Source organism: Pseudomonas sp. LBUM1649 (assembly GCF_059716155.1).
Map to the genome: position 1 here is coordinate 1866635 of NZ_CP166807.1, position 24017 is coordinate 1890651.

The 24017-nt window shown below is 59.6% G+C and carries 25 protein-coding genes; 4 read left to right on the plus strand and 21 right to left on the minus strand.

Annotation, left to right across the window (positions count from 1 at the left end):
- Window positions 1-53: 53 nt before the first annotated feature.
- The 3 genes from ACA058_RS08660 to hemN all read right to left on the minus strand — a co-directional run bounded on the left by ACA058_RS08660 (window position 54) and on the right by hemN (window position 2889).
- Window positions 54-602 carry an adenine phosphoribosyltransferase gene (locus ACA058_RS08660; RefSeq protein ID WP_008057870.1) on the minus strand — a complete coding sequence of 183 codons (549 nt, stop codon included), beginning with the start codon at window positions 600-602 and terminating at the stop codon, window positions 54-56.
- Window positions 603-679: 77 nt separating this feature from the next.
- Entirely contained in the window at window positions 680-1414 is a 735-nt protein-coding gene (gene fnr, locus ACA058_RS08665) for a fumarate/nitrate reduction transcriptional regulator Fnr (protein WP_497638706.1), read from the minus strand.
- Between the two features lie 92 nt (window positions 1415-1506).
- The gene (gene hemN, locus ACA058_RS08670; protein ID WP_497639885.1) at window positions 1507-2889 is read right to left on the minus strand and encodes an oxygen-independent coproporphyrinogen III oxidase; all 1383 of its coding nucleotides are present in this window, start codon (window positions 2887-2889) and stop codon (window positions 1507-1509) included.
- A gap of 206 nt (window positions 2890-3095) precedes the next feature.
- Here hemN and ACA058_RS08675 point away from each other — a divergent pair.
- A protein-coding gene (locus ACA058_RS08675; RefSeq protein WP_497638270.1) for an IS3 family transposase occupies window positions 3096-4459 on the plus strand; the annotation gives its coding sequence in 2 pieces (ribosomal slippage) (window positions 3096-3561 and window positions 3561-4459; 1365 coding nt in all).
- A gap of 77 nt (window positions 4460-4536) precedes the next feature.
- Here ACA058_RS08675 and ACA058_RS08680 read toward each other — a convergent pair.
- The 14 genes from ACA058_RS08680 to ccoN (ACA058_RS08745) form a co-directional block, all read right to left on the minus strand.
- Window positions 4537-5220 (minus strand): sulfite exporter TauE/SafE family protein, encoded by a 684-nt coding sequence (locus ACA058_RS08680; protein ID WP_497638707.1) that lies wholly within the window; start codon window positions 5218-5220, stop codon window positions 4537-4539.
- Window positions 5213-5431 carry a cbb3-type cytochrome oxidase assembly protein CcoS gene (gene ccoS, locus ACA058_RS08685; RefSeq protein ID WP_008057874.1) on the minus strand — a complete coding sequence of 73 codons (219 nt, stop codon included), beginning with the start codon at window positions 5429-5431 and terminating at the stop codon, window positions 5213-5215. The genes ACA058_RS08680 and ccoS overlap by 8 nt, the downstream gene beginning before the upstream one ends.
- A 20-nt stretch (window positions 5432-5451) precedes the next feature.
- Window positions 5452-7902, minus strand: coding sequence for a heavy metal translocating P-type ATPase (locus tag ACA058_RS08690; protein ID WP_497638708.1), 2451 nt, complete (start codon window positions 7900-7902; stop codon window positions 5452-5454).
- Between the two features lie 175 nt (window positions 7903-8077).
- Window positions 8078-8617 carry a FixH family protein gene (locus ACA058_RS08695; protein ID WP_497638709.1) on the minus strand — a complete coding sequence of 180 codons (540 nt, stop codon included), beginning with the start codon at window positions 8615-8617 and terminating at the stop codon, window positions 8078-8080.
- An 11-nt stretch (window positions 8618-8628) separates the two neighbouring features.
- Window positions 8629-10044 (minus strand): cytochrome c oxidase accessory protein CcoG, encoded by a 1416-nt coding sequence (gene ccoG, locus ACA058_RS08700; RefSeq protein ID WP_497638710.1) that lies wholly within the window; start codon window positions 10042-10044, stop codon window positions 8629-8631.
- A gap of 280 nt (window positions 10045-10324) precedes the next feature.
- Window positions 10325-10528, minus strand: a complete 204-nt coding sequence (locus tag ACA058_RS08705; RefSeq protein WP_497638711.1) for a hypothetical protein — start codon at window positions 10526-10528, stop codon at window positions 10325-10327.
- A 201-nt stretch (window positions 10529-10729) separates the two neighbouring features.
- Entirely contained in the window at window positions 10730-11713 is a 984-nt protein-coding gene (gene ccoP / locus ACA058_RS08710; protein WP_497638712.1) for a cytochrome-c oxidase, cbb3-type subunit III, read from the minus strand.
- Entirely contained in the window at window positions 11710-11895 is a 186-nt protein-coding gene (locus tag ACA058_RS08715) for a CcoQ/FixQ family Cbb3-type cytochrome c oxidase assembly chaperone (RefSeq protein ID WP_003175465.1), read from the minus strand. Before ACA058_RS08715 ends, ccoP (ACA058_RS08710) begins: the two co-directional genes overlap by 4 nt.
- A 5-nt stretch (window positions 11896-11900) precedes the next feature.
- Entirely contained in the window at window positions 11901-12509 is a 609-nt protein-coding gene (gene ccoO / locus ACA058_RS08720; RefSeq protein ID WP_497638713.1) for a cytochrome-c oxidase, cbb3-type subunit II, read from the minus strand.
- Entirely contained in the window at window positions 12509-13951 is a 1443-nt protein-coding gene (ccoN, locus tag ACA058_RS08725; RefSeq protein WP_497638714.1) for a cytochrome-c oxidase, cbb3-type subunit I, read from the minus strand. The genes ccoO (ACA058_RS08720) and ccoN (ACA058_RS08725) overlap by 1 nt, the downstream gene beginning before the upstream one ends.
- A 505-nt stretch (window positions 13952-14456) precedes the next feature.
- Entirely contained in the window at window positions 14457-15413 is a 957-nt protein-coding gene (gene ccoP, locus ACA058_RS08730; protein ID WP_497638715.1) for a cytochrome-c oxidase, cbb3-type subunit III, read from the minus strand.
- Window positions 15410-15607, minus strand: a complete 198-nt coding sequence (locus ACA058_RS08735; RefSeq protein WP_497638716.1) for a cbb3-type cytochrome oxidase subunit 3 — start codon at window positions 15605-15607, stop codon at window positions 15410-15412. The genes ccoP (ACA058_RS08730) and ACA058_RS08735 overlap by 4 nt, the downstream gene beginning before the upstream one ends.
- Window positions 15608-15610: 3 nt before the next feature.
- Window positions 15611-16219 (minus strand): cytochrome-c oxidase, cbb3-type subunit II, encoded by a 609-nt coding sequence (gene ccoO, locus ACA058_RS08740; protein ID WP_497638717.1) that lies wholly within the window; start codon window positions 16217-16219, stop codon window positions 15611-15613.
- A 10-nt stretch (window positions 16220-16229) separates the two neighbouring features.
- A complete protein-coding gene (gene ccoN / locus ACA058_RS08745) occupies window positions 16230-17654 on the minus strand; it encodes a cytochrome-c oxidase, cbb3-type subunit I (protein WP_497638718.1) in 1425 nt (474 codons plus the stop codon).
- A gap of 95 nt (window positions 17655-17749) precedes the next feature.
- Between ccoN (ACA058_RS08745) and ACA058_RS08750 the strand changes: the two genes are divergently transcribed.
- The gene (locus tag ACA058_RS08750) at window positions 17750-18445 is read left to right on the plus strand and encodes an alpha/beta family hydrolase (protein WP_497638719.1); all 696 of its coding nucleotides are present in this window, start codon (window positions 17750-17752) and stop codon (window positions 18443-18445) included.
- Between the two features lie 70 nt (window positions 18446-18515).
- Here ACA058_RS08750 and ACA058_RS08755 read toward each other — a convergent pair whose 3' ends face one another.
- Window positions 18516-18977: a hypothetical protein gene (locus ACA058_RS08755; RefSeq protein WP_497638720.1), complete on the minus strand. Its 462-nt coding sequence runs from the start codon at window positions 18975-18977 to the stop codon at window positions 18516-18518.
- 202 nt (window positions 18978-19179) lie between these two features.
- On the opposite strand from ACA058_RS08755, the gene ACA058_RS08760 reads away from it, so the two are divergent.
- Together ACA058_RS08760 and ACA058_RS08765 are read left to right on the plus strand one after the other, a co-directional pair.
- Window positions 19180-20439 (plus strand): IS256 family transposase, encoded by a 1260-nt coding sequence (locus ACA058_RS08760; RefSeq protein WP_497638721.1) that lies wholly within the window; start codon window positions 19180-19182, stop codon window positions 20437-20439.
- Window positions 20440-20797: 358 nt separating this feature from the next.
- Entirely contained in the window at window positions 20798-21331 is a 534-nt protein-coding gene (locus ACA058_RS08765; RefSeq protein ID WP_497638722.1) for an REP-associated tyrosine transposase, read from the plus strand.
- A 145-nt stretch (window positions 21332-21476) separates the two neighbouring features.
- Here the strand turns inward: ACA058_RS08765 and ACA058_RS08770 are convergent, their stop codons facing one another.
- The 3 genes from ACA058_RS08770 to ACA058_RS08780 all read right to left on the minus strand — a co-directional run bounded on the left by ACA058_RS08770 (window position 21477) and on the right by ACA058_RS08780 (window position 23908).
- Window positions 21477-21902: a type II toxin-antitoxin system YafO family toxin gene (locus ACA058_RS08770; RefSeq protein ID WP_497638723.1), complete on the minus strand. Its 426-nt coding sequence runs from the start codon at window positions 21900-21902 to the stop codon at window positions 21477-21479.
- 6 nt (window positions 21903-21908) lie between these two features.
- Window positions 21909-22052, minus strand: a complete 144-nt coding sequence (locus tag ACA058_RS08775) for a hypothetical protein (RefSeq protein ID WP_497638724.1) — start codon at window positions 22050-22052, stop codon at window positions 21909-21911.
- A gap of 290 nt (window positions 22053-22342) precedes the next feature.
- On the minus strand, window positions 22343-23908 hold the full coding sequence (locus ACA058_RS08780; RefSeq protein WP_497638725.1) for a methyl-accepting chemotaxis protein: 1566 nt from the start codon (window positions 23906-23908) through the stop codon (window positions 22343-22345).
- Window positions 23909-24017: the final 109 nt, after the last annotated feature.

A 24017-nucleotide genomic window follows, 5' to 3' on the forward strand; every position in this document is an offset into this window, starting at 1 on the left:
AAAGAACACTGTGGGAGCGAGCCTGCTCGCGATGGCATCAGTACAGGCGCCGCCTACTTATCGCTCAACGCAAACTGCGTCAGGCAAAAAGTCGGAATCCCCATGTCTTCCAGACGCTGCGACCCACCCAGCTCCGGCAAATCGATGATCGCCGCCGCTTCATGCACCCGCGCGCCCATGCGTCGAATCAGGTTCGCTGCCGCAATCAGGGTGCCGCCGGTGGCGATCAGGTCATCGAACATCACCACCGAATCGCCTTCGCACAGGCTGTCGGCGTGCACTTCAAGAAACGCTTCGCCGTACTCGGTCGCATAGCCTTCAGCCAGAACGTCCGCCGGCAACTTGCCTTGCTTGCGAAACAGCACCAGCGGCTTGTTCAATTGATAAGCCAGCACTGAGCCGATCAGGAAGCCCCGGGCATCCATGGCGCCGATGTGGGTGAAATCCGCCTCGACATAGCGGTGGGCGAAACTGTCCATCACCAGGCGCAGGGCCGTGGGCGACTGGAAGAGCGGGGTGATGTCGCGAAAGATCACGCCGGGCTTCGGAAAGTCGATCACGGGGCGGATGAGGGATTTGATGTCGAAGGAGTCGAAGACCATCGAAGGTGTCCTGGCAGGCTGCAAACGACACAGTATAACGGCGGCTGAACCGTTTCGCTCAGCCGCGATCGACCGAATCAGCCTTCGAGGGAGCCACCGGCCAGGGCGCAAAGCTGGATCGGGTCGAGGATGCGGATTTCCTTGCCCTCGGCGGCGATCAGTTCGTTCTGCTGGAAGCGGGTGAACACCCGCGACACGGTTTCCACCGCCAGGCCCAGGTAATTGCCGATTTCGTTGCGCGACATGCTCAGGCGGAACTGATTGGCCGAGAAGCCCCGGGCACGGAAGCGCGCCGACAGGTTGACCAGGAAGGTGGCGATGCGCTCGTCGGCGGTCTTTTTCGACAGCAGCAACATCATCTGCTGATCGTCACGGATCTCGCGGCTCATCACGCGCATCAGCTGACGGCGCAACTGTGGCAGTTGCAGGGCCAGTTCGTCGAGACGTTCGAAGGGGATTTCACACACCGAGGTGGTTTCCAGCGCTTGCGCCGACACCGGGTGTTTTTCGGTGTCCATGCCCGACAGCCCGACCAGCTCGCTCGGCAAATGGAAACCGGTGAGCTGTTCTTCGCCGGCATCGCTCAGGTTGAAGGTTTTCAGGGCGCCGGAGCGCACGGCGTAGACCGAGTCGAACCTGTCGCCCTGGCGGAACAGAAATTCACCCTTTTTCAGCGGGCGGCCACGTTTGACGATCTCATCCAGCGCATCCATATCCTCCAGATTCAGAGAAAGTGGCAGACACAGCGGGGCCAGGCTGCAATCCTTGCAATGGGCCTGATTGTGAGCGCGCGATTTTACTGGCTCGGACATTTTTTCAATCCTTGTGGGAAAACACACATAATACGTAAGGGTAACCCACAGCAGGACGTTGAGGCCAGCGCACGGCGGATTTGCCGCCGGGTCTAGATCACTCGGGAAAACCGTTGGCGACTGTGTTGCGCAAGGTATGCATCGAAAATCATGCACACCGAGCGTACCAGCAAGCGACCTGCCGGCAACACATTGATTCGTTTACTATCCAGCTCAATCAGACCATCCTGGGCGATATCCTGCAATTGTGGCCAAAGTTCGCCGAAATAGCCTTGAAAATCGACGTTGAAGGCCTGTTCGATCTGGGCGAATTCCAGGCTGAAATTGCAGATCAGCTGCTGGATCACGGCGCGGCGCAAACGGTCATCGGCATTGCACAGCAGGCCACGGCTAGTGTCCAATTGCGCAGAGGCCAAGGCGTTTTGGTATTGGTTCAGGTCGCTGCTGTTCTGGCAGTACAGATCACCGATCTGGCTGATCGCCGACACGCCCAGGCCGATCAAATCGCAATGTCCGTGGGTGGTGTAGCCCTGGAAGTTGCGTTGCAGGGTCGATTCCTCCTGGGCAATCGCCAGTTCATCGTCGGGCAGCGCGAAGTGGTCCATGCCGATGTAGCGGTAACCTGCTGCGGTCAGTTGCTCGATGGTGCGCTGCAGCATCTCCAGTTTTTGCGCCGGGGTCGGTAGCTCGTTGCTGTTGATCCGCCGTTGCGGCATGAAGCGTTCCGGCAGGTGCGCGTAGTTGAACACCGAGAGGCGGTCCGGTTGCAGGTTGATGACTTCGTCGACGGTGCGGGCAAAGTTCTCCGGGGTCTGTTTGGGCAGTCCGTAGATCAGGTCGATGTTGATCGAGCGAAATTGCAGGGTCCGGGCGGCGTCGATCACCGCGCGGGTTTCCTCCAGGCTCTGCAGGCGATTGACCGCGCGCTGCACGGCCGGGTCAAGGTCTTGCAGGCCGATGCTGACCCGATTGAAACCCAGTTCACGCAGCAGCCCCATGGTCGACCAGTCGGCTTCGCGAGGGTCGATTTCGATGCCGTAGTCACCGCTATCGTCATCGAGCAAATTGAAGTGCTTGCGCAGGTGCGCCATCAACTGGCGCAGTTCGTCGTGGCTGAGAAAGGTCGGCGTGCCGCCGCCGAAGTGCAGTTGTTCGACTTTCTGCGCGGGGTCGAGGTGACAGGCGATCAGCTGGATTTCCTGCTCCAGGCGCTGCAAGTAGGGCAGCGCCCGGCCGCGATCCTTGGTGATCACCTTGTTGCAGGCGCAGTAGTAGCAAATGTTCGCGCAGAACGGCACGTGCACGTACAGCGACAACGGGCGCACGGCCTTGCGGCTGTCGCGCAGGGCATGCAGCAGGTCGAACGGGCTGATCTGGCTGTGGAATTGCACGGCGGTCGGGTAGGAGGTGTAGCGCGGTCCCGCCAGGTCATAACGGCGGATCAGATCGGTGTCCCAACGAATGGCGTCGAGCATCATGCGGGCATTCCCCCGGATAGGCTGGCAGTGTTGGCGAGTCTAGGGGGTGTGACATTTGGGGATCTTGATTTGCATCAAGGGTCAGGAGTTGTGTTGTTGGTGCGGGCCTCATCGCGAGCAAGCTCGCTCCCACAGGGGGAATGCATTTCAATGAACTGCCCCCCAAAAGTTGGACACCGATCCTGACTTTTGGGGGTGTTTCCATGGGCAAGTATTCCGTGCAGTTCAAAATCACAGCCATTAAGGCCTACATCAACGGCGACGATGGGTTTCGCAGAATCGCCAATCGCTACTCGATTGATTGCAGTCTCCTGCGACGCTGGGTTGCCGCTTTTCAAGTCCATGGCAGTGCGGGTCTGCGAGCGAATGGTCACCACTACAGTGCGGCGTTCAAGCGTTCGGTCGTTGAATGTATGCGCAAAGAACGACTTTCCTGTCGCGAGGTCGCAACCCGGTTTGGGCTCGGGCAGTCTTCGCAGGTGGGCATTTGGGAGCGCCAGTATTACAGTGGCGGTCTTGATGACCTGTCTGTACCCAAGAGAAAAAAGACTGTCTCCATGCCAAAAAAATCGCCTGTCCAGAACCAGTCCCAGCCCGTAGATGATGATTCGAAAAGCCGGGAGCAACTCAAGGCCGAGCTTGAATATCTGCGCATGGAGAATGCCTACCTAAAAAAGCTCGAGGAAATAAGGGAGGCTCCGAACAGGAGCCATCCCCCCAAGAAAAAACGCTCACCGTGATAGCGCTGCGCTCGAGGTTTCCCTTGGATGCTCTGCTCAGACTGGCCAATCTCGCGCGCAGTACCTTTTACTACCAGGTCGGCGCACTCCAGAAACCTGACAAGCATGCGGACCTTAAAGCCACTATCCAGAGCCTCTATCACGAGCATGAGGGGCGCTTCGGTTATCGACGTATTACCCTGGCGATTCGCAAAAATGAGCCAGTCAACGAAAAAAGGGTTCAGCGTTTGATGGAAGACATGAACCTCAAGTCGCTGGTGCGTCCAAAAAGATATCGGTCTTATAAAGGCCTGGTCGGCAAAATAGCGCCGAATCTGTTGGAGCGTAACTTCCTCGCGCAGCGGCCTAACCAGAAGTGGGTGACCGATGTTACGGAGTTCAAGGTCGGGCTGAAGAAACTCTACTTGTCGCCCGTCATGGACCTGTACAACGGCGAGATCCTGGCCTACCAGATCGATACCCGACCGAGTTTTGCATTGGTAACCGAAATGCTGGATAAGGCTATTGAACAGCTCCAAGGCCCGGTTAATTTGGTGCTCCACTCCGACCAGGGTTGGCAATACCAACAGCCCCGATACCAGCATGCCCTGAAGGATCGAGGCATAAAGCAAAGCATGTCGAGAAAGGGGAACTGCTTGGACAATGCGGTGATAGAGAGCTTTTTCGGAACACTGAAGTCGGAGTTTTTCTACCTCAACCGTTTTGAAAGCATAGAAGAACTGCAAACGGGCCTGGACAAGTACATCCGTTACTACAACCATGACCGAATCAAATCGAAGCTCGGCGGACTGAGCCCTGTGGAATACAGAACACGATCCGCTGGCTAGCGACAAAGACCGTCCAACATTTAGGGGTCAGTTCACAATGTGGGAGCGAGCTTGCTCGCGAAGGCCGCGCCGCCGATCTAATGCCCCATGAGCCAATGCTGATGCGGCCCCGGCAGCGTCCAGATCCCAAACAACATCACCAACAACCCTCCAGCCATGCGAACGCTGCGTTTACGCAACAACGCCGTGACTCTTTCAGCGGCCAGCCCGGTGGCGAGCAAGACCGGCCAGGTGCCTAACCCGAACGCCAGCATCAGCAGCGCGCTGTCCAGCGCATTGCCCTGGCTGGCCGACCACAGCAAGGTGCTGTAGACCAGGCCACACGGCAGCCAACCCCAAAGCCCGCCCAACAACAGCGCGCGGGGCAGGCTCGACACTGGTAGCAGCCTGTTGGCGACCGGCTGGATATGCCGCCACAGACCGCGACCAAGGCTTTCGATGCGCGTCAGCCCGCTCCACCAGCCGGCCAGGTACAGGCCCATGGCGATCAGCAGCAAGCCGGCGAGCACGCGCATGAACATCGCCGCCGGACTATTGGCCACCGCCCAGCCGGCCAGGCCTATCAGCAGGCCGGCGGCGGCGTAGCTGAGGATGCGCCCAAGGTTGTAGGCCAGCAGCAGGCGAAAGCGCCGGCTGCGTTGTTCCTTGGGGATGGCCAGCGTCAATGCGCCCATCAAGCCGCCGCACATGCCCAGGCAATGACCGCCGCCGAGCAGACCGAGGATGACCGCCGACACCAGCAGCGGCGCCAATTCAAGCATGGGGCGGCGCCTTGTCGTCGGGTTTGGGCGGATGGCCGCTGGCCTCGTCGACCGCCGCGGTGTGGTTCGGGTCCTGGTCGTCGAACAGGATGCTGTGGGCCGGGCCGTCGAGGTCGTCGTACTGACCGCTGTCGACTGCCCAGAAGAAGATGTAGACAGCGATGGCCACGATCAACAGCGCGGCCGGAATCATCACGTAGAGAGCTGGCATCTGGACTCCATGCCCGCGGCTCAGGCCTGCAGCGGGCGGGTTTCTGGCGTGGGGCTGGCAGTCGGCGCGCTCGGCAGGCGAGTCAGGCGCAGGGCGTTGAGCACCACGGTCAACGAACTGATCGACATGCCGACCGCGGCCCACACCGGGGTGATCCAGCCGAGGGCGGCGAACGGCAGCATGAGGCCATTGTACAGCGCGGCCCACAGCAAGTTCTCGATGATTACCCGACGGGTGCGCCGCGCCAGGTTGAAGGCTTGCACCAGGGCATCAAGGCGGTTGGACAGGAGGACGGCGTCGGCGCTGGTTTTCGCCAGGTCAGTGGCCGAGCCCATGGCCACGCTGATGTCGGCGGCGGCCAGTACCGGCACATCGTTGACCCCGTCACCGAGCATCAACACCTTGCGACCTTCCTTGTGCAGTTGTTGCAGGACTTGCAGTTTATCGTCCGGACGCAAGCCGCCACGGGCTTCATCGATGCCCAGTTCGGCCGCGACACTGGCGACCATCGGCGAGCTGTCGCCGGACAGCAACAAGGTGCGCCAGCCGCGTGCCTTGCAGGCCGCCAGCAGGGCAGGGGCATCGGCGCGCAAGCGGTCGTCGAGAACCAACCACGCCAGCGGCCCCTGGCTATCACCGAGCAGCAGCCATTGGCCGGCTTCGTCCGGCATTGATGGCACGGTAGCGCCGCTGAGTGCGCAGACAAAACCGGGCTGGCCGATGCGCAGGCGTTGAGCGCCGACCAACCCTTCGAGGCCAAGCCCCGGCGTGCTGTGAACCTCTTCGGCGGCCAGCGGCGCGCGGCCAAAAGCGCGGGCAATCGGGTGTTCGGAACGGTTCTCCAGCGCGGCGGCGAGACTCAGGCATTGATCGCTGTCGAGGTCGCCGAGGGGGCGGATCGAACGCAGCGCCAGGCGACCTTCGGTGAGGGTGCCGGTCTTGTCGAAAATCACCGTGTCGATCTGGTTCAGGCCTTCCAGCACATGACCGCGGGTCAACAATAACCCCAGCTTGTGCAGAGTGCCGGTGGCGGCGGTAAGGGCGGTCGGCGTGGCCAGGGACAAGGCGCACGGGCAAGTCGCGACCAGCATCGCCAACACGATCCAGAACGCCCGCGAGGAGTCCAGCTGCCACCACAGCAGGCCGATGGCGGCGGCGGCGATCAACGACAACAACAGGAACCATTGCGCCGCGCGATCGGCGATTTCCGCCAGTCGGGGTTTCTCGGCCTGGGCGCGGTCGAGCAAGCGCACGATGGCCGAGAGGCGGGTGTCCTTTCCGAGGGCCAGGACTTCGACGGTCAACGGGCCTTCCACATTCAGGGTGCCGGCGGTGACGGCGTCGCCCGGGGTGCGTGGGTGCGGCAGGTATTCGCCGGTCAGTAGCGATTCGTCGATGCTCGACTGACCGTCGAGGATTTTGCCGTCGGCCGGGAGGATCGCCCCCGGATGCACCAGCACTTGATCACCGACCCGCAGCTCGCTCAGCAGGATGCGCTCGCTCTGGCCGTCGCCACTCAGGCGCAGGCAGGAAGCGGGGAGCAGGTTGACGAGCTGCGCGGTCGCGGCGGCGGTGCGTTCCCGGGCTCGCCGTTCCAGGTAGCGCCCGGCCAGCAGAAACAGGGCGAACATGCCGACGGCATCGAAATACAACTCGCCGACCCCGGTGATCGAGGTCCAGATCCCGGCGATGTAGGCACTGCCAATGGCCAGCGACACCGAAACGTCCATGGTCAGGTGCCGTGTGCGCAGATCGCGCATGGCGCCCTTGAAGAACGGCGCACAGCTGTAGAACACGATCGGAGTGGTCAGGAACAGCGCGACCCAGCGCAGGATGGCGTGCAGCTCGGGGCTGAGGTCGATGTTGAATTCCGGCCAGGTGGCCATGGTCGCCATCATCGCCTGGAACCACAGTAACCCGGCCACGCCGAGCTGGCGCAGGGCCAGGCGGTTTTCGCTGGCCAGTTGTTCGCTGGCGCGGTCAGCCTGGTAGGGGTGGGCGGCATAGCCGATGTGGCGCAGCTCAGCGAGCACCCGGCTCAGCGGCAACTGCGCGTCGGCCCAGCGCACGTGCAGGCGATGGTTGGACAGGTTCAGGCGCGCCTCGGCAACGGCGGGCAAGGTGCGCAGGTGTTTCTCGATCAGCCAGCCGCAGGCGGCGCAACTGATGCCTTCCATCAGCAGCGTGGTTTCGGCCAGTTCGCCTTCGTGGCGAACGAAGGGTTGCTGCACGTCGGCCCGGTCGTACAGCGCCAGTTCATCGACCAATTGCACCGGCAGCGCTTCGGGGTTGGCCGAGGCTTCGCTGCGATGCTGGTAATAGCTTTGCAGTCCGCCGGCGACGATGGCCTCGGCCACGGCCTGGCATCCCGGGCAGCAGAATTCCCGTGACTCCCCGAGCACGACGGCGGTGAAGCGGCTGCCGGTGGGGACGGGCAGGGCGCAGTGGTAGCAGGAGGTTGGGGTGGTCATGAAAGTGGCCATGAGAACAATTTTGGCAGATTTGGCACGGCTGCTGTGGCGAGGGGATTCATCCCCGTTGGGCCGCGAAGCGGCCCCCTGCATTTTCCAGATCATTGCGCGTTAACAGGCTTTACGACTGCTTCGCAGCCGAGCGGGGATGAATCCCCTCACCACATAACAGCGTTTATTTTTTCAGGTCTTCCGCGCCTTGCAACGGCTCATCACCGAGCAGCAGAGCCTTGTCGTGGTTGACCAGTTCTTCCTCGAACATGCGCCAGATGTGGTCGTCCTGGCTGCCGAGCAATTCGATAAAGCGCCGGCCTTCGATCTTGTCGCTCAACTGGCCGATGTAGCGGCCCTGTTCGGTGTCGCTGCGGGTGAGGGTGATCTTGCGATCCTTTTCCGGTTGCGTCGGCGAGATCAGGTTCAGCTCAAGCGTCGCAGGCTGGCTATTGCCGCTCAGGCGCAGGTCGACTTCACCGGTCACGTCATCCAGATGAATGCTGGCGCGCATCAGCAGGGTCTGCGCCAGCAGTTCACGGTCCAGGGAGCGATTGATGCCTTTGCCAGCCTCGTAGTAGTTGTCGTTGACCAGGTTGTCCGGGTTCTTCACCGCGATGGTCACCATGGACAAGGTCAGGGTCACCGAGCAGGCCAGGATCCCGATGATGATCCACGGCCAAAGGTGCTTGTACCAGGGACTTGCGGCAGTTGCTGCGGGCATGATCACTTCTCTCAACGATTTTGTGGGCCGATGAATCGGCTCTTGGCTTCAACGTGGATGCTGGCGTCATCGGCGTCCTTGAGGATGAATTTCACCTCGTTGGTGCTCGATGGCAATTGTTCCGGGGCCACGGACAGTTCGACCGGCTGGCTGACGATGTCGCCGGCCGCGACCTTGATCTCGCGCCGGCCTTGCAGCTTGAGGTCCGGCAGGCCGGTAGCCTCGAGCACATAGGTGTGGTCGCGCTGGTCCTTGTTCATGACCTTCAGGCTGTAGACGTTCTCGATCCGGCCTTCGGCGTTTTCACGGTACAGCACGCGGTCCTTGCTGACGTCGAAACCGACCAGCGAACGCATGAAGAACGCGGTTACCAGCACCCCGATCATCGCCATCAGCACCACGGCATAGCCGATCAGGCGCGGGCGCAGTTTATGGGTTTTCTGCCCGGACAGGTTGTGCTCGGTGGTGTAGCTGATCAGGCCGCGCGGGTATTCCATCTTGTCCATGATGGCGTCGCAGGCATCGATGCATGCCGCGCAACCGATGCACTCGATCTGCAGGCCGTCGCGGATGTCGATGCCGGTCGGACAGACCTGGACACACATGGTGCAGTCAATGCAGTCACCCAGGCCCTGGGCCTTGTAGTCGATGCCTTTCTTGCGCGGGCCACGGCTTTCGCCGCGGCGCGGGTCGTAGGAGACGATCAGCGTGTCCTTGTCGAACATCACGCTCTGGAAGCGTGCGTACGGGCACATGTAGATGCACACCTGCTCACGCAGCCAGCCGGCGTTGCCGTAGGTGGCGAGCGTGAAGAAACCGACCCAGAAATACGACCAGCCATCGGCTTCGCCTGTGAAGAACTCGATCACCAGTTCGCGAATCGGCGAGAAGTAGCCGACGAAGGTCATGCCGGTGACGAAACCGATCAACAGCCACAGGCTGTGCTTGCTGAGTTTGCGCAGGAACTTGTTGGCGCTCATCGGCGCCTTGTCGAGTTTGATGCGCTGGTTACGGTCGCCTTCGGTGACCTTTTCGCACCACATGAAGATCCAGGTCCAGACACTCTGCGGGCAGGTGTAGCCGCACCAGACCCGGCCGGCGTACACGGTGATGAAGAACAGGCCGAAGGCGGCGATGATCAGCATGCCGGACAGCAGGATGAAATCCTGTGGCCAGAAGGTGGCACCGAAGATGAAGAACTTGCGCTCCGGCAAATTCCACCAGACGGCCTGGTGCCCGCCCCAGTTGAGCCACACCGTACCGAAGTACAACAGGAACAGGAAAGCCCCGCCTGCCATGCGCAAATTGCGAAACAGGCCGGAGAAGGCGCGGGTGTAGATTTTTTCCCTGGAGGCGTAAAGGTCGACGCTGTTGTTCGCGTTCTTGGCGGGCGGGGTGACGTCGTGTACCGGAATCTGGTTACTCATCATTGCATCCCACGGCAGTGGAAAAATGCCTCGGTCAGTACGTGCCGACCGCGGTCAAAAAGAGGTGTTGCAGTAGCGCAATGATACGCCTGTCGCTCTAGCTCAAGGGTGCGACCTTTGGTCGCGTTGGGGAAAAAACCCGAATGGTGTAGCGAATGTAACAAAACATGATGCAGGTCAATTGACTATAGCTCAATGGTATTGCCCGCCGAGCTGTCGGGGCCTGGCTTCGGAGCGCGGCGGATGTCCGCCGCGCTCACGGGTCACGGCTTAAGGCAGGTTATCTCCACGAGCTGTCGAGCTCGCTGCCCTCGCCTTCGGTGGGTGCGGCAAAGTTGGCACGACGATGCGTAGCTTCCTTGGCTTCAGTTTCCCCGGGTGTTTCGCCCTCGGTGGTGACGAGCACAACATCCGGAACGCTTTTCACAGGCTCAGACGGTACCGGGCCCATACAGTCGTCAACGATGTGTTCTTGATCAGACATGGTATGCATTCCTTGTGTAATGACGATTAACTTCCTTGTCCTGGCAGACCCGCCTCATGCCGGTTGCCAGGTCAGTCGACGTTACCCCTGACCGGCGCGCAATCCCATCGAATATAGGTTTCAGATTATGAAACAGGCGCCCATAACAAAACGGCCCCGCCAATTCACATTGGCGGGGCCGTTCTTCGATGCAGCTATATCTTACTGGGCATCCGCCACCGGAGCCTTCTCGCCATGAGACAGGCTGTAGACGTAAGCGGCCAGCAGGTGAACCTTGTCGTTGCCCTGCATCTGCTCTTGCGCAGGCATCTGGCCCTGGCGGCCGTAACGGATAGTCTGCTGCAGTTGCGCGAAGCTCGAACCGTAGATGAACCCCGCCGGGTGTGTCAGGTCAGGTGCACCCATTGCCGGGGTACCTTTGCCTGCCGGACCGTGGCAAGCCACGCAGTTGGCCGCGAACAGTTTGCCCCCGGCAGCCGGGTCAGCCTTGGTGCCTTCCGGCAGCTTGCGGCCGTCGAGGTTGGTCAGGACGAAAGCGGCAACATCCGCAACGCCCTGCTCGCCGATCACTTCAGCCCACGCCGGCATCACCGCGTGACGGCCGCCCATGATGGTGGTCTTGATGGTTTCCGCTTCGCCGCCCCAGCGCCAGTCGGCGTCGGTGAGGTTAGGGAAGCCGTAGGCACCCTTGGCGTCGGAACCGTGGCAGACCGAGCAGTTGGAGGCGAACAAACGGCCGCCCATTTTCAGGGCCTGTGGATCCTTGGCCACCTCTTCGATCGGCATGGAGGCGAACTTGGCGAAGATCGGACCGAACTTGGCGTCCGACCGGGCCATTTCCTTTTCCCATTCGTGAACACCGGTCCAGCCGGTCTGGCCGTTGGCGAACGCGGTCTGCTTCTCGTTGTCGAGGTAGTTGTAGCCCGGCAGCAGGCCTTTCCAGTTGCCCAGGCCCGGGTATAGCACCAGGTAGCCCAGGGCGAAGATGATGGTGCCCACGAACAGCATGAACCACCATTTCGGCAGGGGGTTGTCGTACTCCTCGATCCCGTCGAAGGAGTGGCCAACCGTCTCTTCGGTCGCCTCGGTGCGCTGGCCCCTACGGGTAGACAGCAGCAGCCAGGTCAGGGAAAAGATCGTACCGAGACTGAGGACTGTGACATACAGACTCCAGAATGTAGTCATTCTTTGTTACTCCTAGAAGCTTGCTCGACGTGCTTGATGGCTTCGGGATCATCCGCAAAAGGCAGCAAGGTCGCGTCTTCGAACTCCGACTTGCGCTTGGGGCTGAATACCCACAACGCCAGACCGATGAAGGCCACCATCACGACAACGGTGCCCAGGCCACGAATCATCCCGATATCCATTTAGATCACCGTTTGCTTTTGATGATGGTGCCCAGGCCTTGCAGATAGGCCACCAGCGCGTCCATTTCGGTTTTGCCCTTCACGGCATCCTGTGCACCGGCGATGTCTTCGTCGGTGTAAGGGACGCCGAGCGTGCGCAAGACTTCCATTTTCTTGGCGGTCTCTTTGCCGTCGAGCTTGTTTTCCACGAGGAACGGGTAGGCCGGCATTTTCGACTCAGGCACCACGTTGCGCGGGTTGTACAAGTGCGCACGCTGCCAGTCATCGGAGTAACGGCCGCCGACACGGGCCAGGTCCGGACCGGTGCGCTTGGAACCCCACAGGAACGGGTGGTCCCACACGCTTTCACCGGCAACCGAATAGTGGCCGTAACGTTCGGTTTCAGCACGGAACGGACGGATCATCTGCGAGTGGCAGCTGACGCAACCGTTGGCGATGTAGACGTCGCGGCCTTCTAGTTCAAGGGCGGGGCGGGGCTTCATGCCTTCGACTGGCTTGTTGGTGACGTCCTGGAAAAACAGCGGAACGATCTGGGTCAGGCCGCCGATGCTGACGGCGATAACCATGAAGAAGGCCAGCAGGCCAATATTCTTCTCGACTGCTTCATGCTTCATCAGTGAGCTCCAACTACAGCAATCTGTTCGGCGGCTTTAGCTTCAACCGGGTTCGAGGCGCGTACGGTACGCCATACGTTGTAGGCCATGAACAGCATGCCAGCAGCAAAGAACGCACCGCCCAGGGCGCGAACGATGAAACCAGGGTGACTGGCTTGCAGCGCTTCGACGAACGAGTAGGTGAGGGTGCCGTCGTCGTTGATTGCACGCCACATCAGACCCTGGGTGATGCCGTTGACCCACATCGAAGCGATGTACAGAACGGTACCGATGGTCGCGAGCCAGAAGTGCGCGTTGATCAAACCGATGCTGTGCATCTGCGCACGACCGAACAGTTTCGGGATCATGTGGTAGATCGCGCCGATCGAGATCATCGCTACCCAGCCGAGCGCGCCGGCGTGTACGTGGCCGATGGTCCAGTCGGTGTAGTGCGACAGCGAGTTGACGGTCTTGATCGCCATCATCGGACCTTCGAAGGTCGACATGCCGTAGAACGCCAGGGACACCACCAAAAAGCGCAGGATCGGGTCGGTACGCAGCTTATGCCAGGCGCCCGACAGGGTCATCATGCCGTTGATCATGCCACCCCAGCTGGGTGCCAGCAGGATGATCGACATGGCCATGCCCAGCGATTGGGCCCAGTCCGGCAGAGCGGTGTAGTGCAGGTGGTGAGGGCCGGCCCAGATGTACAGGGTGATCAGCGCCCAGAAGTGCACGATGGACAGGCGATAGGAGTAGATCGGACGCTCGGCCTGTTTCGGCACGAAGTAGTACATCATCCCCAGGAAGCCGGTGGTCAGGAAGAAACCTACGGCGTTGTGGCCGTACCACCACTGGATCATCGCGTCGGTCGCGCCGGAGTAGGCCGAGTAGGACTTGAACAGGCTGACCGGCAGCGACATGTGGTTGACGATGTGCAGCATCGCGGTCACGACGATGAAGGCACCGTAGAACCAGTTACCCACATAGATGTGCTTGGTCTTGCGCTTGGTGATGGTGCCGAAGAACACCAGGCCGTAGGTGACCCAGACAATGGCCAGCAGAATAGCGATCGGCCATTCCAGCTCAGCGTATTCCTTGGTGGTGGTGTAACCCAGCGGCAAGGTAACGATGGCGCCGACGATCACCGCTTGCCAACCCCAAAAGGTGAAGGCCGCGAGGCTGTCGGAAATCAGTCGCGTTTGGCAGGTACGCTGCACGACGTAATAGGAAGTGGCAAACAGTGCACAACCACCGAAGGCAAAAATCACCAGGTTGGTGTGCAAGGGGCGCAGGCGTCCAAAGCTCGTCCATGCCAGACCGAAGTTCAATTCCGGCCAGACCAGTTGCGAGGCGATGAAGACACCGAGCCCCATGCCAAGGATCCCCCAGACCACCGTCATGATGGCGAACTGGCGGACTACCTTATAGTTATAAGCAGTCGGACTGATTGCTGTGCTCATTTCTAAGGTTCCACGGTTTGGGTGTTTTATTAGGATTAAAATCGGCCGCAAGTATGGAGAAAGCAGGGGGTCATTGCAACGCGCCATGACCTGGGTCAACGCTTTCAAATGCTGATTCTGCGGCCTTTCCATGCGCCGCGTAAGGACAAATTTGCTCGTGGGCAAAATGTCTAGGCGGACTCGAGAGGCGAGGGGTCAGGTCGGATGTAACGAGGTGTGTTCAAGCACAACGATTGGGTGACCAAAGGCAATTGGCGCGACAGCCGGTATCTACCAGCCTTTGCGGCTTGTCATTGGGCAGATTCGTCAAACACTTCGTTCTGGGTCAACCTGGAACCGGCTCTGGCCAGTCCGCATCGGAGAAGCTTAGACCCAAATCTGGGGAATCGAAAGGAAGACTCGAGGAGGGTGTGACAAAAAGAAGCAGCTATGAGCTTCAAGCTGCAAGCTTCAAGAGAGATCTCGTCGCTTGCAGCTTTTGCTTTTTGCTTTTTGCTTTTTGCTTTTACTTGCCGCTTGTTGCTTGAAGCTTGCCGCTCAACTGCTCATCACCTTTCGAAAGACTGAACACATAAGCCGCGAGCAGTTGCACCTTATCGTTGCCGAGCAGTTCGTTCTGCGCCGGCATGTGGCCCTGGCGGCCATGCCGAATCGTTTGTTCAAGCTGGGTCAGGCCCGTGCCGTAAATGAAACCGGCCGGGTGTGTCAGGTTCGGCGCACCCATGGCCGGAGTACCTTGGCCGTTTGCCCCGTGACAGGCGGTGCAGGTGGTGCTGAACGCTTGCTGTCCGGCTTGCAGGTCGGCGCTGTTGTCGGCGGGCAATGGCAGGCCGGCCAGTTCATGGCGTACATAAGCAGCGACGTTCTTCACGCCCGCTTCGCCGAGGATTTCACCCCAGGCCGGCATCGCCGCCATGCGTCCACCCAGGATGGTGGCCTTGATGGTGTCGGCGTCGCCGCCCCAGCGCCAGTCACTGTCCGCCAGGTTGGGGAAGCCGAACGCGCCCTTGGCATCCGAGCCGTGGCACACCGAGCAGTTGGAGGCGAACAGGCGCCCACCCATTTTCAGCGCTTGCGGGTCCTTGGCCACTTCTTCCACCGGCATGGCGGCGAATTTGGCGAAGATCGGTCCGAACCGGGCGTCGGCCTTGTCCATCTCCTTTTCCCACTCGTGCACGCCGGTCCAGCCATTTTCATAGCCAGGCAGGATGCCTTTCCAGTTGCCCAGGCCGGGATAGAGGATCAAGTAACCGACGGCAAACACCAGGGTGCCGGCGAACAGCATGAACCACCATTGCGGCAACGGGTTGTCGTACTCCTCGATGCCGTCGAAGCTGTGGCCCATGGTCTGGTCGACGCTGCCCTTGGTTTCACCCTTGCGGGTGCCGATCAGCAGCCAGGTCAGGCCGATCAGGCTGCCGATGGTCAGTACGCAGATCCATGTACTCCAGAAAGTGGTCATGGCCGGGTGCTCCTTGTGGCGGATTCTTCGGGGATCTCGGGTTGTGGCTCGTCGGCGAACGGCAGCAGGCGCGCTTCGGCGAATTCCGGGCTGCGCTTGGCGTTGAACACCCAAAGCGTCAGGCCGACGAAGGCCACGAACACCACGACAGTGCCCAGGCCGCGGATCATTCCAGTACTCATTTCAACGACCATGGCTCACCTCTTGCTCTTGATCGCAGTGCCGAGCACTTGCAGGTAGGCGACCAGCGCGTCCATTTCGGACTTGCCTTTGAGCGAAGCGACGGCGCCGGTGATGTCCTCATCGGTGTACGGCACGCCCAGGGTGCGCATCGTCTTGAGTTTGGTTTCGGAGTGACCGCTGTCGACCGGGTTGGCCACCAGCCACGGGTAGGCCGGCATCTTCGATTCCGGCACCACGTTGCGCGGGTTGTACAAGTGCGCGCGGTGCCAGTCATCCGAGTAGCGCGCGCCAACCCGGGCCAGGTCCGGGCCGGTGCGTTTCGAACCCCAGAGGAACGGGTGATCCCAGACGCTTTCGCCAGCCACCGAGTAGTGCCCGTAGCGTTCGGTCTCGGCGCGGAACGGGCGGATCATCTGCGAGTGGCAACCAACGCAGCCTTCGCGGATATAGATGTCACGGCCTTCGAGCTGCAGCGCGGTGTAGGGCTTCATGCCTTCCACCGGTTTGTTGGTCACGTCCTGGAAGAACAGCGGGACGATCTGGGTCAGGCCGCCGATGCTCACGGCCAGGATCATCAGCAGCAGCAACAGGCCGACGTTTTTCTCGATAGTTTCGTGTTTCATGGCGGACTCCTCAGGCCATCTGCGCGGCAGCGGCGACTTCTGCAGGCTGCGAGGCCCGCACGGTGCGCCAGGTGTTGTAGGCCATCAGCAACATGCCGCTGAGGAAGATCGCCCCACCCACCAGCCGCACGACGAAGCCCGGATGGCTGGCCACCAGGGTTTCGACGAAGGAGTAGGTCAGCGTGCCGTCTTCGTTCACCGCGCGCCACATCAGGCCCTGGGCGATGCCGTTGACCCACATCGAGGCGATGTACAGCACGGTGCCGATGGTGGCGAGCCAGAAGTGCGCGTTGATCAGGCCGATGCTGTGCATCTGCGCGCGACCGAAGACTTTCGGGATCATGTGGTACAGCGCGCCGATGGAAATCATCGCCACCCAGCCGAGCGCGCCGGCGTGCACGTGGCCGATAGTCCAGTCGGTGTAGTGGGAGAGGGCGTTGACGGTCTTGATCGCCATCATCGGCCCTTCGAAGGTCGACATGCCGTAGAACGCCAGCGACACCACGAGGAAGCGCAGGATCGGATCGCTGCGCAACTTATGCCAGGCGCCGGACAGCGTCATCATGCCGTTGATCATCCCGCCCCAGCTTGGCGCCAGGAGGATCAGCGACATCACCATGCCCAGCGACTGCGCCCAGTCCGGCAAGGCGGTGTAGTGCAGGTGGTGGGGGCCGGCCCAGATGTACAGGGTGATAAGCGCCCAGAAGTGCACGATCGACAGGCGATAGGAGTAAACCGGACGCTCGGCCTGTTTCGGCACGAAGTAATACATCATCCCGAGGAAACCGGCGGTGAGGAAAAAGCCCACGGCGTTGTGCCCGTACCACCACTGCACCATCGCATCGGTAGCACCGGCGTACACCGAGTAGGACTTGGTGAAACTCACCGGCAGCTCAAGGTTGTTTACGATGTGCAGGATCGCCACGGTGATGATGAACGCACCGAAGAACCAGTTGCCGACGTAGATGTGTTTGGTCTTGCGCTGCATGATCGTGCCGAAGAACACCACGGCGTAGGCGACCCAGACGATGGTGATCAGAATATCGATCGGCCATTCCAGCTCGGCGTATTCCTTGGAGCTGGTGTAGCCCAATGGCAGGCTGATGGCCGCCAGGACAATCACCAGCTGCCAGCCCCAGAAACAGAACGCGGCAATTTTCGGTGCAAACAGCTGGGTCTGGCAGGTGCGTTGCACCGCGTATAACGAACTGGCGAACAGGGCGCAACCGCCGAAAGCGAAGATCACCGCATTGGTGTGCAACGGACGCAGGCGCCCGAAACTGGTCCACGGTAAATCGAAATTGAGTTCGGGCCAGACCAATTGGGCCGCGAGAAAAACCCCGAGCCCCATGCCGACGATACCCCACACCACCGTCATAATGGCGAATTGGCGGACCACCTTATAGTTGTAGGCGGTACTGATAGAAGTGTTCATGGTTCCCCATCCACGGTTCAGCCGAAGTGAGGCGTTCGCGCAAGGCAGACGCTCCCTTCGCCTGGAGTTATAGGCAGACTAAAAGCGAGGCAAGCATGGACAAACAGCACAAGGCCGGTATTGACGGGGATCAATGGGCGCAGTGCGTGCAGGATCATGGATGGTTGTGGAATGCCGCCGTGGCGCCGGCGTCGGCCACGCTGATCCTCGCCCATGGCGCCGGTGCGCCGATGGACAGCGGCTGGATGAACGACATGGCTGCACGCCTCGCGGCACAAGGCGTCAACGTGTTGCGCTTTGAATTTGCGTACATGGCGCAGCGGCGTGTAGATGGCGGCAAACGCCCGCCCAATCCGATGCCAAGGCTGATGGAAGGCTGGCGCGAGGTATATGCCGAGGTGCGACGCCATGTCACTGGGCTCCTGGCCATTGGCGGCAAGTCCATGGGTGGTCGGGTGGCCAGTATGCTCGCCGATGAATTGGGTGCCGATGCGTTGGTGTGCCTGGGCTATCCGTTTTATGCGGTGGGCAAACCGGAGAAGCCGCGGGTGGAGCATCTGGCGGCGCTGAAGACACGTACGTTGATCGTGCAGGGGGAGCGGGATGCGCTGGGTGATCGCGAGGCGGTCGAGGGATACGACCTGTCACCGAGCATTGAAGTGTTCTGGTTGGCGTCAGCTGATCATGATTTGAAGCCTTTGAAGGCTTCGGGCTTCACCCATGAGCAGCATCTGGCGTTAGCTTCAAAGCGCGTTGCTGATTTTGTTTGCGCAGTAAGCTCAAGATGGTGAGTTTGAAATAAGATGTTTAAAAAGGCGGGTACAGGGGGTACCACGCCTTAAAAACTATATGGCTGGGTGGTTAAGGGATTTTTCTTTCGAAATAGAACCTGCCTTGGGGCGATTGATGGATGCCCAGGAAGACTGCCTCGAAAGAACCCTCGCTTTGTCGGGTTTTCGGGTCGAGCTTGATATGAGCCGTTGCTGACTGCGCCCTAGCGGCGCGCAGCTGTCCATCCCCAATTGAATAAGCATGATCAAAGGTCAGTTGATCTTCGCCGAGGGTGAAACTGCGGTCTATTACTTCATCGTTTTCATAGGGGATGGTGAAGTCATAAAAAAAGATGTCGTTGGTGTCATGAGAGCCGGTCCAACCCTCCCATACCCAGTAAAACTTGCCTTGGGGGCCTGCCTGCCATAGGTAGGCACCTGGATCACTTGCCTCGATGAATTCACCTTCAGAGTTGAAGCGCCACTTGAGGATGTCATTGGTTTTGAGAGTGCGCACTTTTTGTATGGTTTGTAGTCTGCGTTCGTTGCTCATTGTGAATATCCCATTCCTTGAGGTTGATTGATGAAGGCATTGCCTTCCGAGGCCAATCTAAGCTCAATGGGAGTGATGGGTAACTGTCATATGTGACAGTTGCGAAGCCTGTTAACGTCTTGCAAATTCATTGATCGTTCCCGCGCTGCGGGGACTGTCATAAATTTTGTGTTCGGGCATAACATGTTGAAGAGGTGCATGTATGCCGACCAAAAAGAAACCGGCCCGCGAGGCCCAGCGTGACCTTCCATCCATTCCAAAAGAGCTGATCGACCAGTTCGTGAACGGTCCGATGAGTGCCGAAGCCATTCAGGACGCTTCGATGGCGTTCAAAAAGGCGCTGATTGAACGAGCCTTGGGAGCCGAACTCGGCCACCACCTTGGCTACCCTCAGGGCGCGCAGCGCCCTGAGGAGTCGAGCAACCAGCGTAATGGTAAGAGCGGCAAGACCGTGCTGACCGATGACGGCCCGCTTCGCCTGGACATCCCCAGAGACCGCGATGGCAGCTTTGCTCCGATTCTGATCCCCAAGCACGAGCGCCGCTTTACCGGCTTCGATGACAAGATTATTGCCATGTATGCACGCGGCATGAGCGTGCGCGAGATTCGTGCATTTCTATCGGAGCAATACGGCACAGATGTCTCCCATGACTTCATCAGCTCAGTCACCGATGCAGTTCTGGAAGAGGTCAGTGCTTGGCAGCAGCGACCACTTGAACCCATGTACCCAGTCATTTTCTTCGATGCTCTGCGGGTCAAAATCCGTGACGAGGGGGTGGTTCGCAACAAGGCCATTTACTTAGCCCTGGGCGTATTGCCGGACGGTACACGAGATATTCTGGGCATCTGGATTGAAACGACCGAGGGTGCCAAGTTCTGGATGAAGGTTTTCAATGACCTCAAGACTCGAGGCGTCGAAGACGTTTTGATCGCTGTCACTGACGGACTCAAAGGCATGCCAGAAGCCTTGAGTGCGGTGTTCCCTCAGACGACGCTGCAGACCTGCATCGTCCACTTGATCCGTAACAGCCTTGATTACGCGGCCTGGGATAAACGTCGCGAACTGGCCAAAGCCCTGAAGCCGATTTATCAAGCACTCAACGCTGAAGTTGCCGAGCAGGCTTTAGATGCCTTCGAATCTGGACCTTGGGGTAAACAATATCCAACGGTGGCTGCTGCCTGGAGGCGTGCCTGGGACCGAGTCATCCCGTTTTTCATCTTCCTGCCAGCCATACGAAAAGTGATCTACACCACCAACGCCATCGAGAGCATCAATGCTCAGTTGCGCAAGATCATCAAGACAAGAGGACATTTTCCAACCGATGATGCGGCGACAAAGCTGATCTGGCTGGCACTGCAAAATATCACCGCCAATTGGGGCAGTCCGGCCCATGACTGGAAGAACGCAATGAATCAGTTCGCGGTTTTGTACGGAGATCGATTCATCAGGCCAACTTGGTGAAATGAAGGCCTGCCTTACGGCAGGCTGTTACCGGCCCGCACACAAAAAATCTGACACTCTCGCGCTGCGTGGGAACGCCTCAAGGGACGTTCCGCGTTCCGGCATCACCGCCCGCGCAATGCCAGACCCCGCTGTGACGCAGAGCGTCACGGGCTGCATTCCCACGCAGAGCGTGGGAACGATCAGTGACTACCAGACCCATCTGCAGACATTTCCTACCTGCTCTATCGCTCTCAGCCACTTGCTCCACCGCCTCGCCACCCCGCAGCCTGATCGTTCCCACGCTCTGCGTGGGAATGCCGCCAGGGACGCTCCGCGTTCCATTTCCATCGCGCTGCAAGATTCAAGGACGAATCCCATGGGCCGAAGCCGTTACTCCATCACCGAGCCTGACAAACCCCACTTCCTCACCTGTACTCTCATGGAATGGCTCCCGCTGTTCATCCGCCCCTACATCGTCGACCACCTGCTGGACTGTTGGCGCTATCAGCAAACCCACCACAGTCTGCAGCTGTTCGGTTACGTGATCCTCGAAAACCATTTGCACTTCGTTGCCCAAGCACCTGACCTGAGCAAGTGCCTGAACCAGTTCAAATCCTTCACCGCAAGACAGATCATCAATGACCTGCAAAGCAAAGGTGCGGATAGAGCCTTACAGCGGCTGCGCTTCAGCAAACGGGCGCACAAGCAGGATCGGGTTTATCAGCTGTGGCAGGAAGGTTCGCATGCGGAAATGGTTTACAGCGAATCGGTGATGCGCCAGAAACTCGATTACATCCACAACAACCCGGTGAAACGTGGATATGTGGATTTGCCGGAGCACTGGCGCTATTCGAGCGCCAGGAACTACGCGGGGATGGAAGGGTTGATCGAGATTCAGCGCTGGTATTGACGTGCACCGCTACAAACTGAGGCGCGACTGGGACGCAGAGCATCCCGGGCTGCATTCCTTTGCTGCGCATGGGAACGATCAGGAGAAGGCGAGACACAGGTCAGCGATTAAACCGCTCCACCAACGTGCGGTAGTGACGACCTCTTCAAATCAAAAGGTCGTCCAGATCAGGAAAATTGATTTTCCCCATCACCCAAGGCTCAACAATCTCATAATGCACCGAACGCAGAAATGAACCCCATTCATTTCGGTTGTGGGCGTCCGGGCCGGTGACTGTAAGCAAAAGGTACTCGTCCCGGAAGGCGTCATAGGCATAGATCAGCCAGAAATCATTGTCAGGGTCGTTGACCAATGCTGTGCGGTAATACTGGCGGTCGATTTTCGCCCATCGCGTTTGAATCGCTTGAGTGCTCGCCAGGTGGATGTGATGCATGTCGCTCAGATCGAGCCGTTCGTCCCGCCCGAAAATTGCAGGCAGTTCGCCGCACACTTTGTAGTTGTAAAAGTGTGCGGCGAAGTTCTGCCAGTTTCGTATTTGTTCGAAAAGCGCAGAGATTTTGACGGCTGGCATCCAGGCCTACTTTGTAATAGGTAGCCTGCCAGTGATCACAAATTTATCGAACGCTTTCTGCCCATCACGCGCGGCTTGCCGAACATCAAGGAATGTCAGTTCATCACGGACAGCCTTTTTGTTGGGTTTGTCCTTTTTGGTGGTGGCCATCGGAGCCTCCGAAGGGTGTGTATTCATACTGACCAGCTTATGTGATTAAGTTTTTACCGGCAAACAATAGAACCTGGCTTCGAGGCGGACAAGTCGGCGGCTTCTGGCGCAATTGTAGGCAGGGGCTTATAGACGTGTAGTCTGGATATCGTCGCCAGCAATCATGGCCTCATCGCGAGCAGGCTCGCTCCCACATTTGGAATGCATTCCTACCGAGTGCCGTCATTCTCCCGGTGGAAATAAAAAACCCGGAAGCTTTCGCTATCCGGGTCTTGTTATTCCAGCAACAATCAGCGGTTAAACCGCTCCACCAACGAATACTGGGTATTCGCGGTCTTGGTCAACTCTTCACTCAGCAACGCCGAGTTCTGCGCCTGTTCCGAGGTCTGGTCCGCCAGTGCCGAGATGTTGCTGATATTGCGGCTGATTTCTTCGGCCACGGCGCTTTGCTCTTCGGTTGCGGCAGCGATCTGGGTGGTCATGTCGGTGATGTTGGCCACCGCCTCACTGATCCCCACCAGGGCCTGATCCGCTTCCAGCACCCGTGCCACACCTTCTTCGGCCTGGCGATGCCCGGCTTCCATGGTCTGCACCGCGGTGCCGGCGGTTTGCTGGAGCTTGGCGATCAGGGCGTGGATCTGCCCGGTGGATTCGCTGGTGCGTTGGGCCAGTTGGCGAACTTCGTCGGCCACTACCGCAAAACCACGACCCATCTCGCCGGCACGCGCCGCTTCGATGGCGGCGTTCAGCGCCAGCAGGTTGGTCTGGTCGGCGATGCCTTTGATCACGTCGACTACGCCGCCGATTTCGTTGCTGTCCTTGGCCAGTTGAGTCACGGTCAGGCCGGTCTCGCCCACTACCACCGACAGGCGCTGAATGGCTTCGCGGGTTTCCCCGGCGATGTCGCGGCCGCGGCCGGTCAGGCGGTTGGCTTGCTGGGTGGCGTCGGCGGTGCGCTGCACGTGGCTGGCGACTTCCTGGGTGGTGGCGGCCATCTGGTTGACGGCGGTGGCCACCTGTTCGGTTTCGACGCGTTGGCGTTCCAGGCCGCTGGAGCTGTTGTGCGCCAGGGCGTCGGATTGCTTCGCCTGGTCGGTCAGGTGCTCGGCGGTGTCCTGCAGGCGGGTCAGGCAGGTTCTCAGGCGTGCTTCCTGGCTGAGGATCGACATTTCCAGGCGTGCCTGGGCGCCGCGGCTGTCGGTGTACATCTGCGCGATCAGCGGGTCGGACGTGGTCTGCTCGGCCAGGCGCAGCAAGCGCTTGATGCCGCGTTGCTGCCAGCTCAGGCCCAGCAGGCCCAGCGGCACCGAAAGAGCGGCCGCCAGGGCAAAGCCCCACTGGGAGTTGAGCGTAGCGCCGATCATGAAGCTTAGTTGGCTGACCAGAATGAACGGCAGCCAGTCCTGCAGGACCGGCAACCATTTATCGGTCGAAGGAATGGCCGACTTGCCCTGGTTGATGCGTTGATAGAGCGCTTCGGCACGGCGAATCTGTTCGGCGGTGGGTTTGACTCGCACCGACTCGTAACCGATGACCTGATTGCCTTCGAAGATCGGCGTGACATAGGCGTTAACCCAGTAGTGGTCACCGCTCTTGCAGCGATTCTTGACAATACCCATCCATGGCAAGCCTTGTTTGAGTGTGCCCCACAGGTGCGCGAAGACCGCTGCAGGTACGTCGGGGTGGCGCACCAGGTTATGTGGCGCCCGGATCAGTTCCTCACGCGAAAACCCGCTGATTTCGACGAAAGCGTCGTTGCAGTAGGTGATCATGCCCTTGGCATCCGTGGTGGAAATCAACCGTTGCTGAGCCGGGAAGGTCCGTTCGCGTTGTGTATTGGGCTGGTTATTACGCATGGCTTATTTAATCCGCAAGGCTTTGACAGGGTGTCGGCCGTGCAGCGGCTTTATTGAATTTATTTTTTTGCCGGGCGCCAGCCGTGGATCAAGGCGGTAAATGCGACGA

Bases quoted from the DNA above. Each gene is read 5' to 3' on its own strand.
- ccoG (WP_497638710.1), bottom strand. From the start codon at position 10,044: ATGAGTAACCAGATTCCGGTACACGACGTCACCCCGCCCGCCAAGAAC.
- ACA058_RS08695 (WP_497638709.1), bottom strand. From the start codon at position 8,617: ATGCCCGCAGCAACTGCCGCAAGTCCCTGGTACAAGCACCTTTGGCCG.
- ACA058_RS08780 (WP_497638725.1), bottom strand. From the start codon at position 23,908: ATGCGTAATAACCAGCCCAATACACAACGCGAACGGACCTTCCCGGCT.
- ccoS (WP_008057874.1), bottom strand. From the start codon at position 5,431: ATGCCAGCTCTCTACGTGATGATTCCGGCCGCGCTGTTGATCGTGGCC.
- ccoN (WP_497638714.1), bottom strand. From the start codon at position 13,951: ATGAGCACAGCAATCAGTCCGACTGCTTATAACTATAAGGTAGTCCGC.
- hemN (WP_497639885.1), bottom strand. From the start codon at position 2,889: ATGCTCGACGCCATTCGTTGGGACACCGATCTGATCCGCCGTTATGAC.
- ACA058_RS08775 (WP_497638724.1), bottom strand. From the start codon at position 22,052: ATGGCCACCACCAAAAAGGACAAACCCAACAAAAAGGCTGTCCGTGAT.
- ACA058_RS08760 (WP_497638721.1), top strand. From the start codon at position 19,180: ATGCCGACCAAAAAGAAACCGGCCCGCGAGGCCCAGCGTGACCTTCCA.
- fnr (WP_497638706.1), bottom strand. From the start codon at position 1,414: ATGTCCGAGCCAGTAAAATCGCGCGCTCACAATCAGGCCCATTGCAAG.
- ccoN (WP_497638718.1), bottom strand. From the start codon at position 17,654: ATGAACACTTCTATCAGTACCGCCTACAACTATAAGGTGGTCCGCCAA.
- ccoP (WP_497638715.1), bottom strand. From the start codon at position 15,413: ATGACCACTTTCTGGAGTACATGGATCTGCGTACTGACCATCGGCAGC.
- ACA058_RS08750 (WP_497638719.1), top strand. From the start codon at position 17,750: ATGGACAAACAGCACAAGGCCGGTATTGACGGGGATCAATGGGCGCAG.
- ACA058_RS08755 (WP_497638720.1), bottom strand. From the start codon at position 18,977: ATGAGCAACGAACGCAGACTACAAACCATACAAAAAGTGCGCACTCTC.
- ACA058_RS08715 (WP_003175465.1), bottom strand. From the start codon at position 11,895: ATGGATATCGGGATGATTCGTGGCCTGGGCACCGTTGTCGTGATGGTG.
- ACA058_RS08765 (WP_497638722.1), top strand. From the start codon at position 20,798: ATGGGCCGAAGCCGTTACTCCATCACCGAGCCTGACAAACCCCACTTC.
- ccoP (WP_497638712.1), bottom strand. From the start codon at position 11,713: ATGACTACATTCTGGAGTCTGTATGTCACAGTCCTCAGTCTCGGTACG.
- ACA058_RS08680 (WP_497638707.1), bottom strand. From the start codon at position 5,220: ATGCTTGAATTGGCGCCGCTGCTGGTGTCGGCGGTCATCCTCGGTCTG.
- ACA058_RS08770 (WP_497638723.1), bottom strand. From the start codon at position 21,902: ATGCCAGCCGTCAAAATCTCTGCGCTTTTCGAACAAATACGAAACTGG.
- ACA058_RS08660 (WP_008057870.1), bottom strand. From the start codon at position 602: ATGGTCTTCGACTCCTTCGACATCAAATCCCTCATCCGCCCCGTGATC.
- ACA058_RS08735 (WP_497638716.1), bottom strand. From the start codon at position 15,607: ATGGTCGTTGAAATGAGTACTGGAATGATCCGCGGCCTGGGCACTGTC.
- ACA058_RS08705 (WP_497638711.1), bottom strand. From the start codon at position 10,528: ATGTCTGATCAAGAACACATCGTTGACGACTGTATGGGCCCGGTACCG.
- ccoO (WP_497638717.1), bottom strand. From the start codon at position 16,219: ATGAAACACGAAACTATCGAGAAAAACGTCGGCCTGTTGCTGCTGCTG.
- ccoO (WP_497638713.1), bottom strand. From the start codon at position 12,509: ATGAAGCATGAAGCAGTCGAGAAGAATATTGGCCTGCTGGCCTTCTTC.
- ACA058_RS08690 (WP_497638708.1), bottom strand. From the start codon at position 7,902: ATGACCACCCCAACCTCCTGCTACCACTGCGCCCTGCCCGTCCCCACC.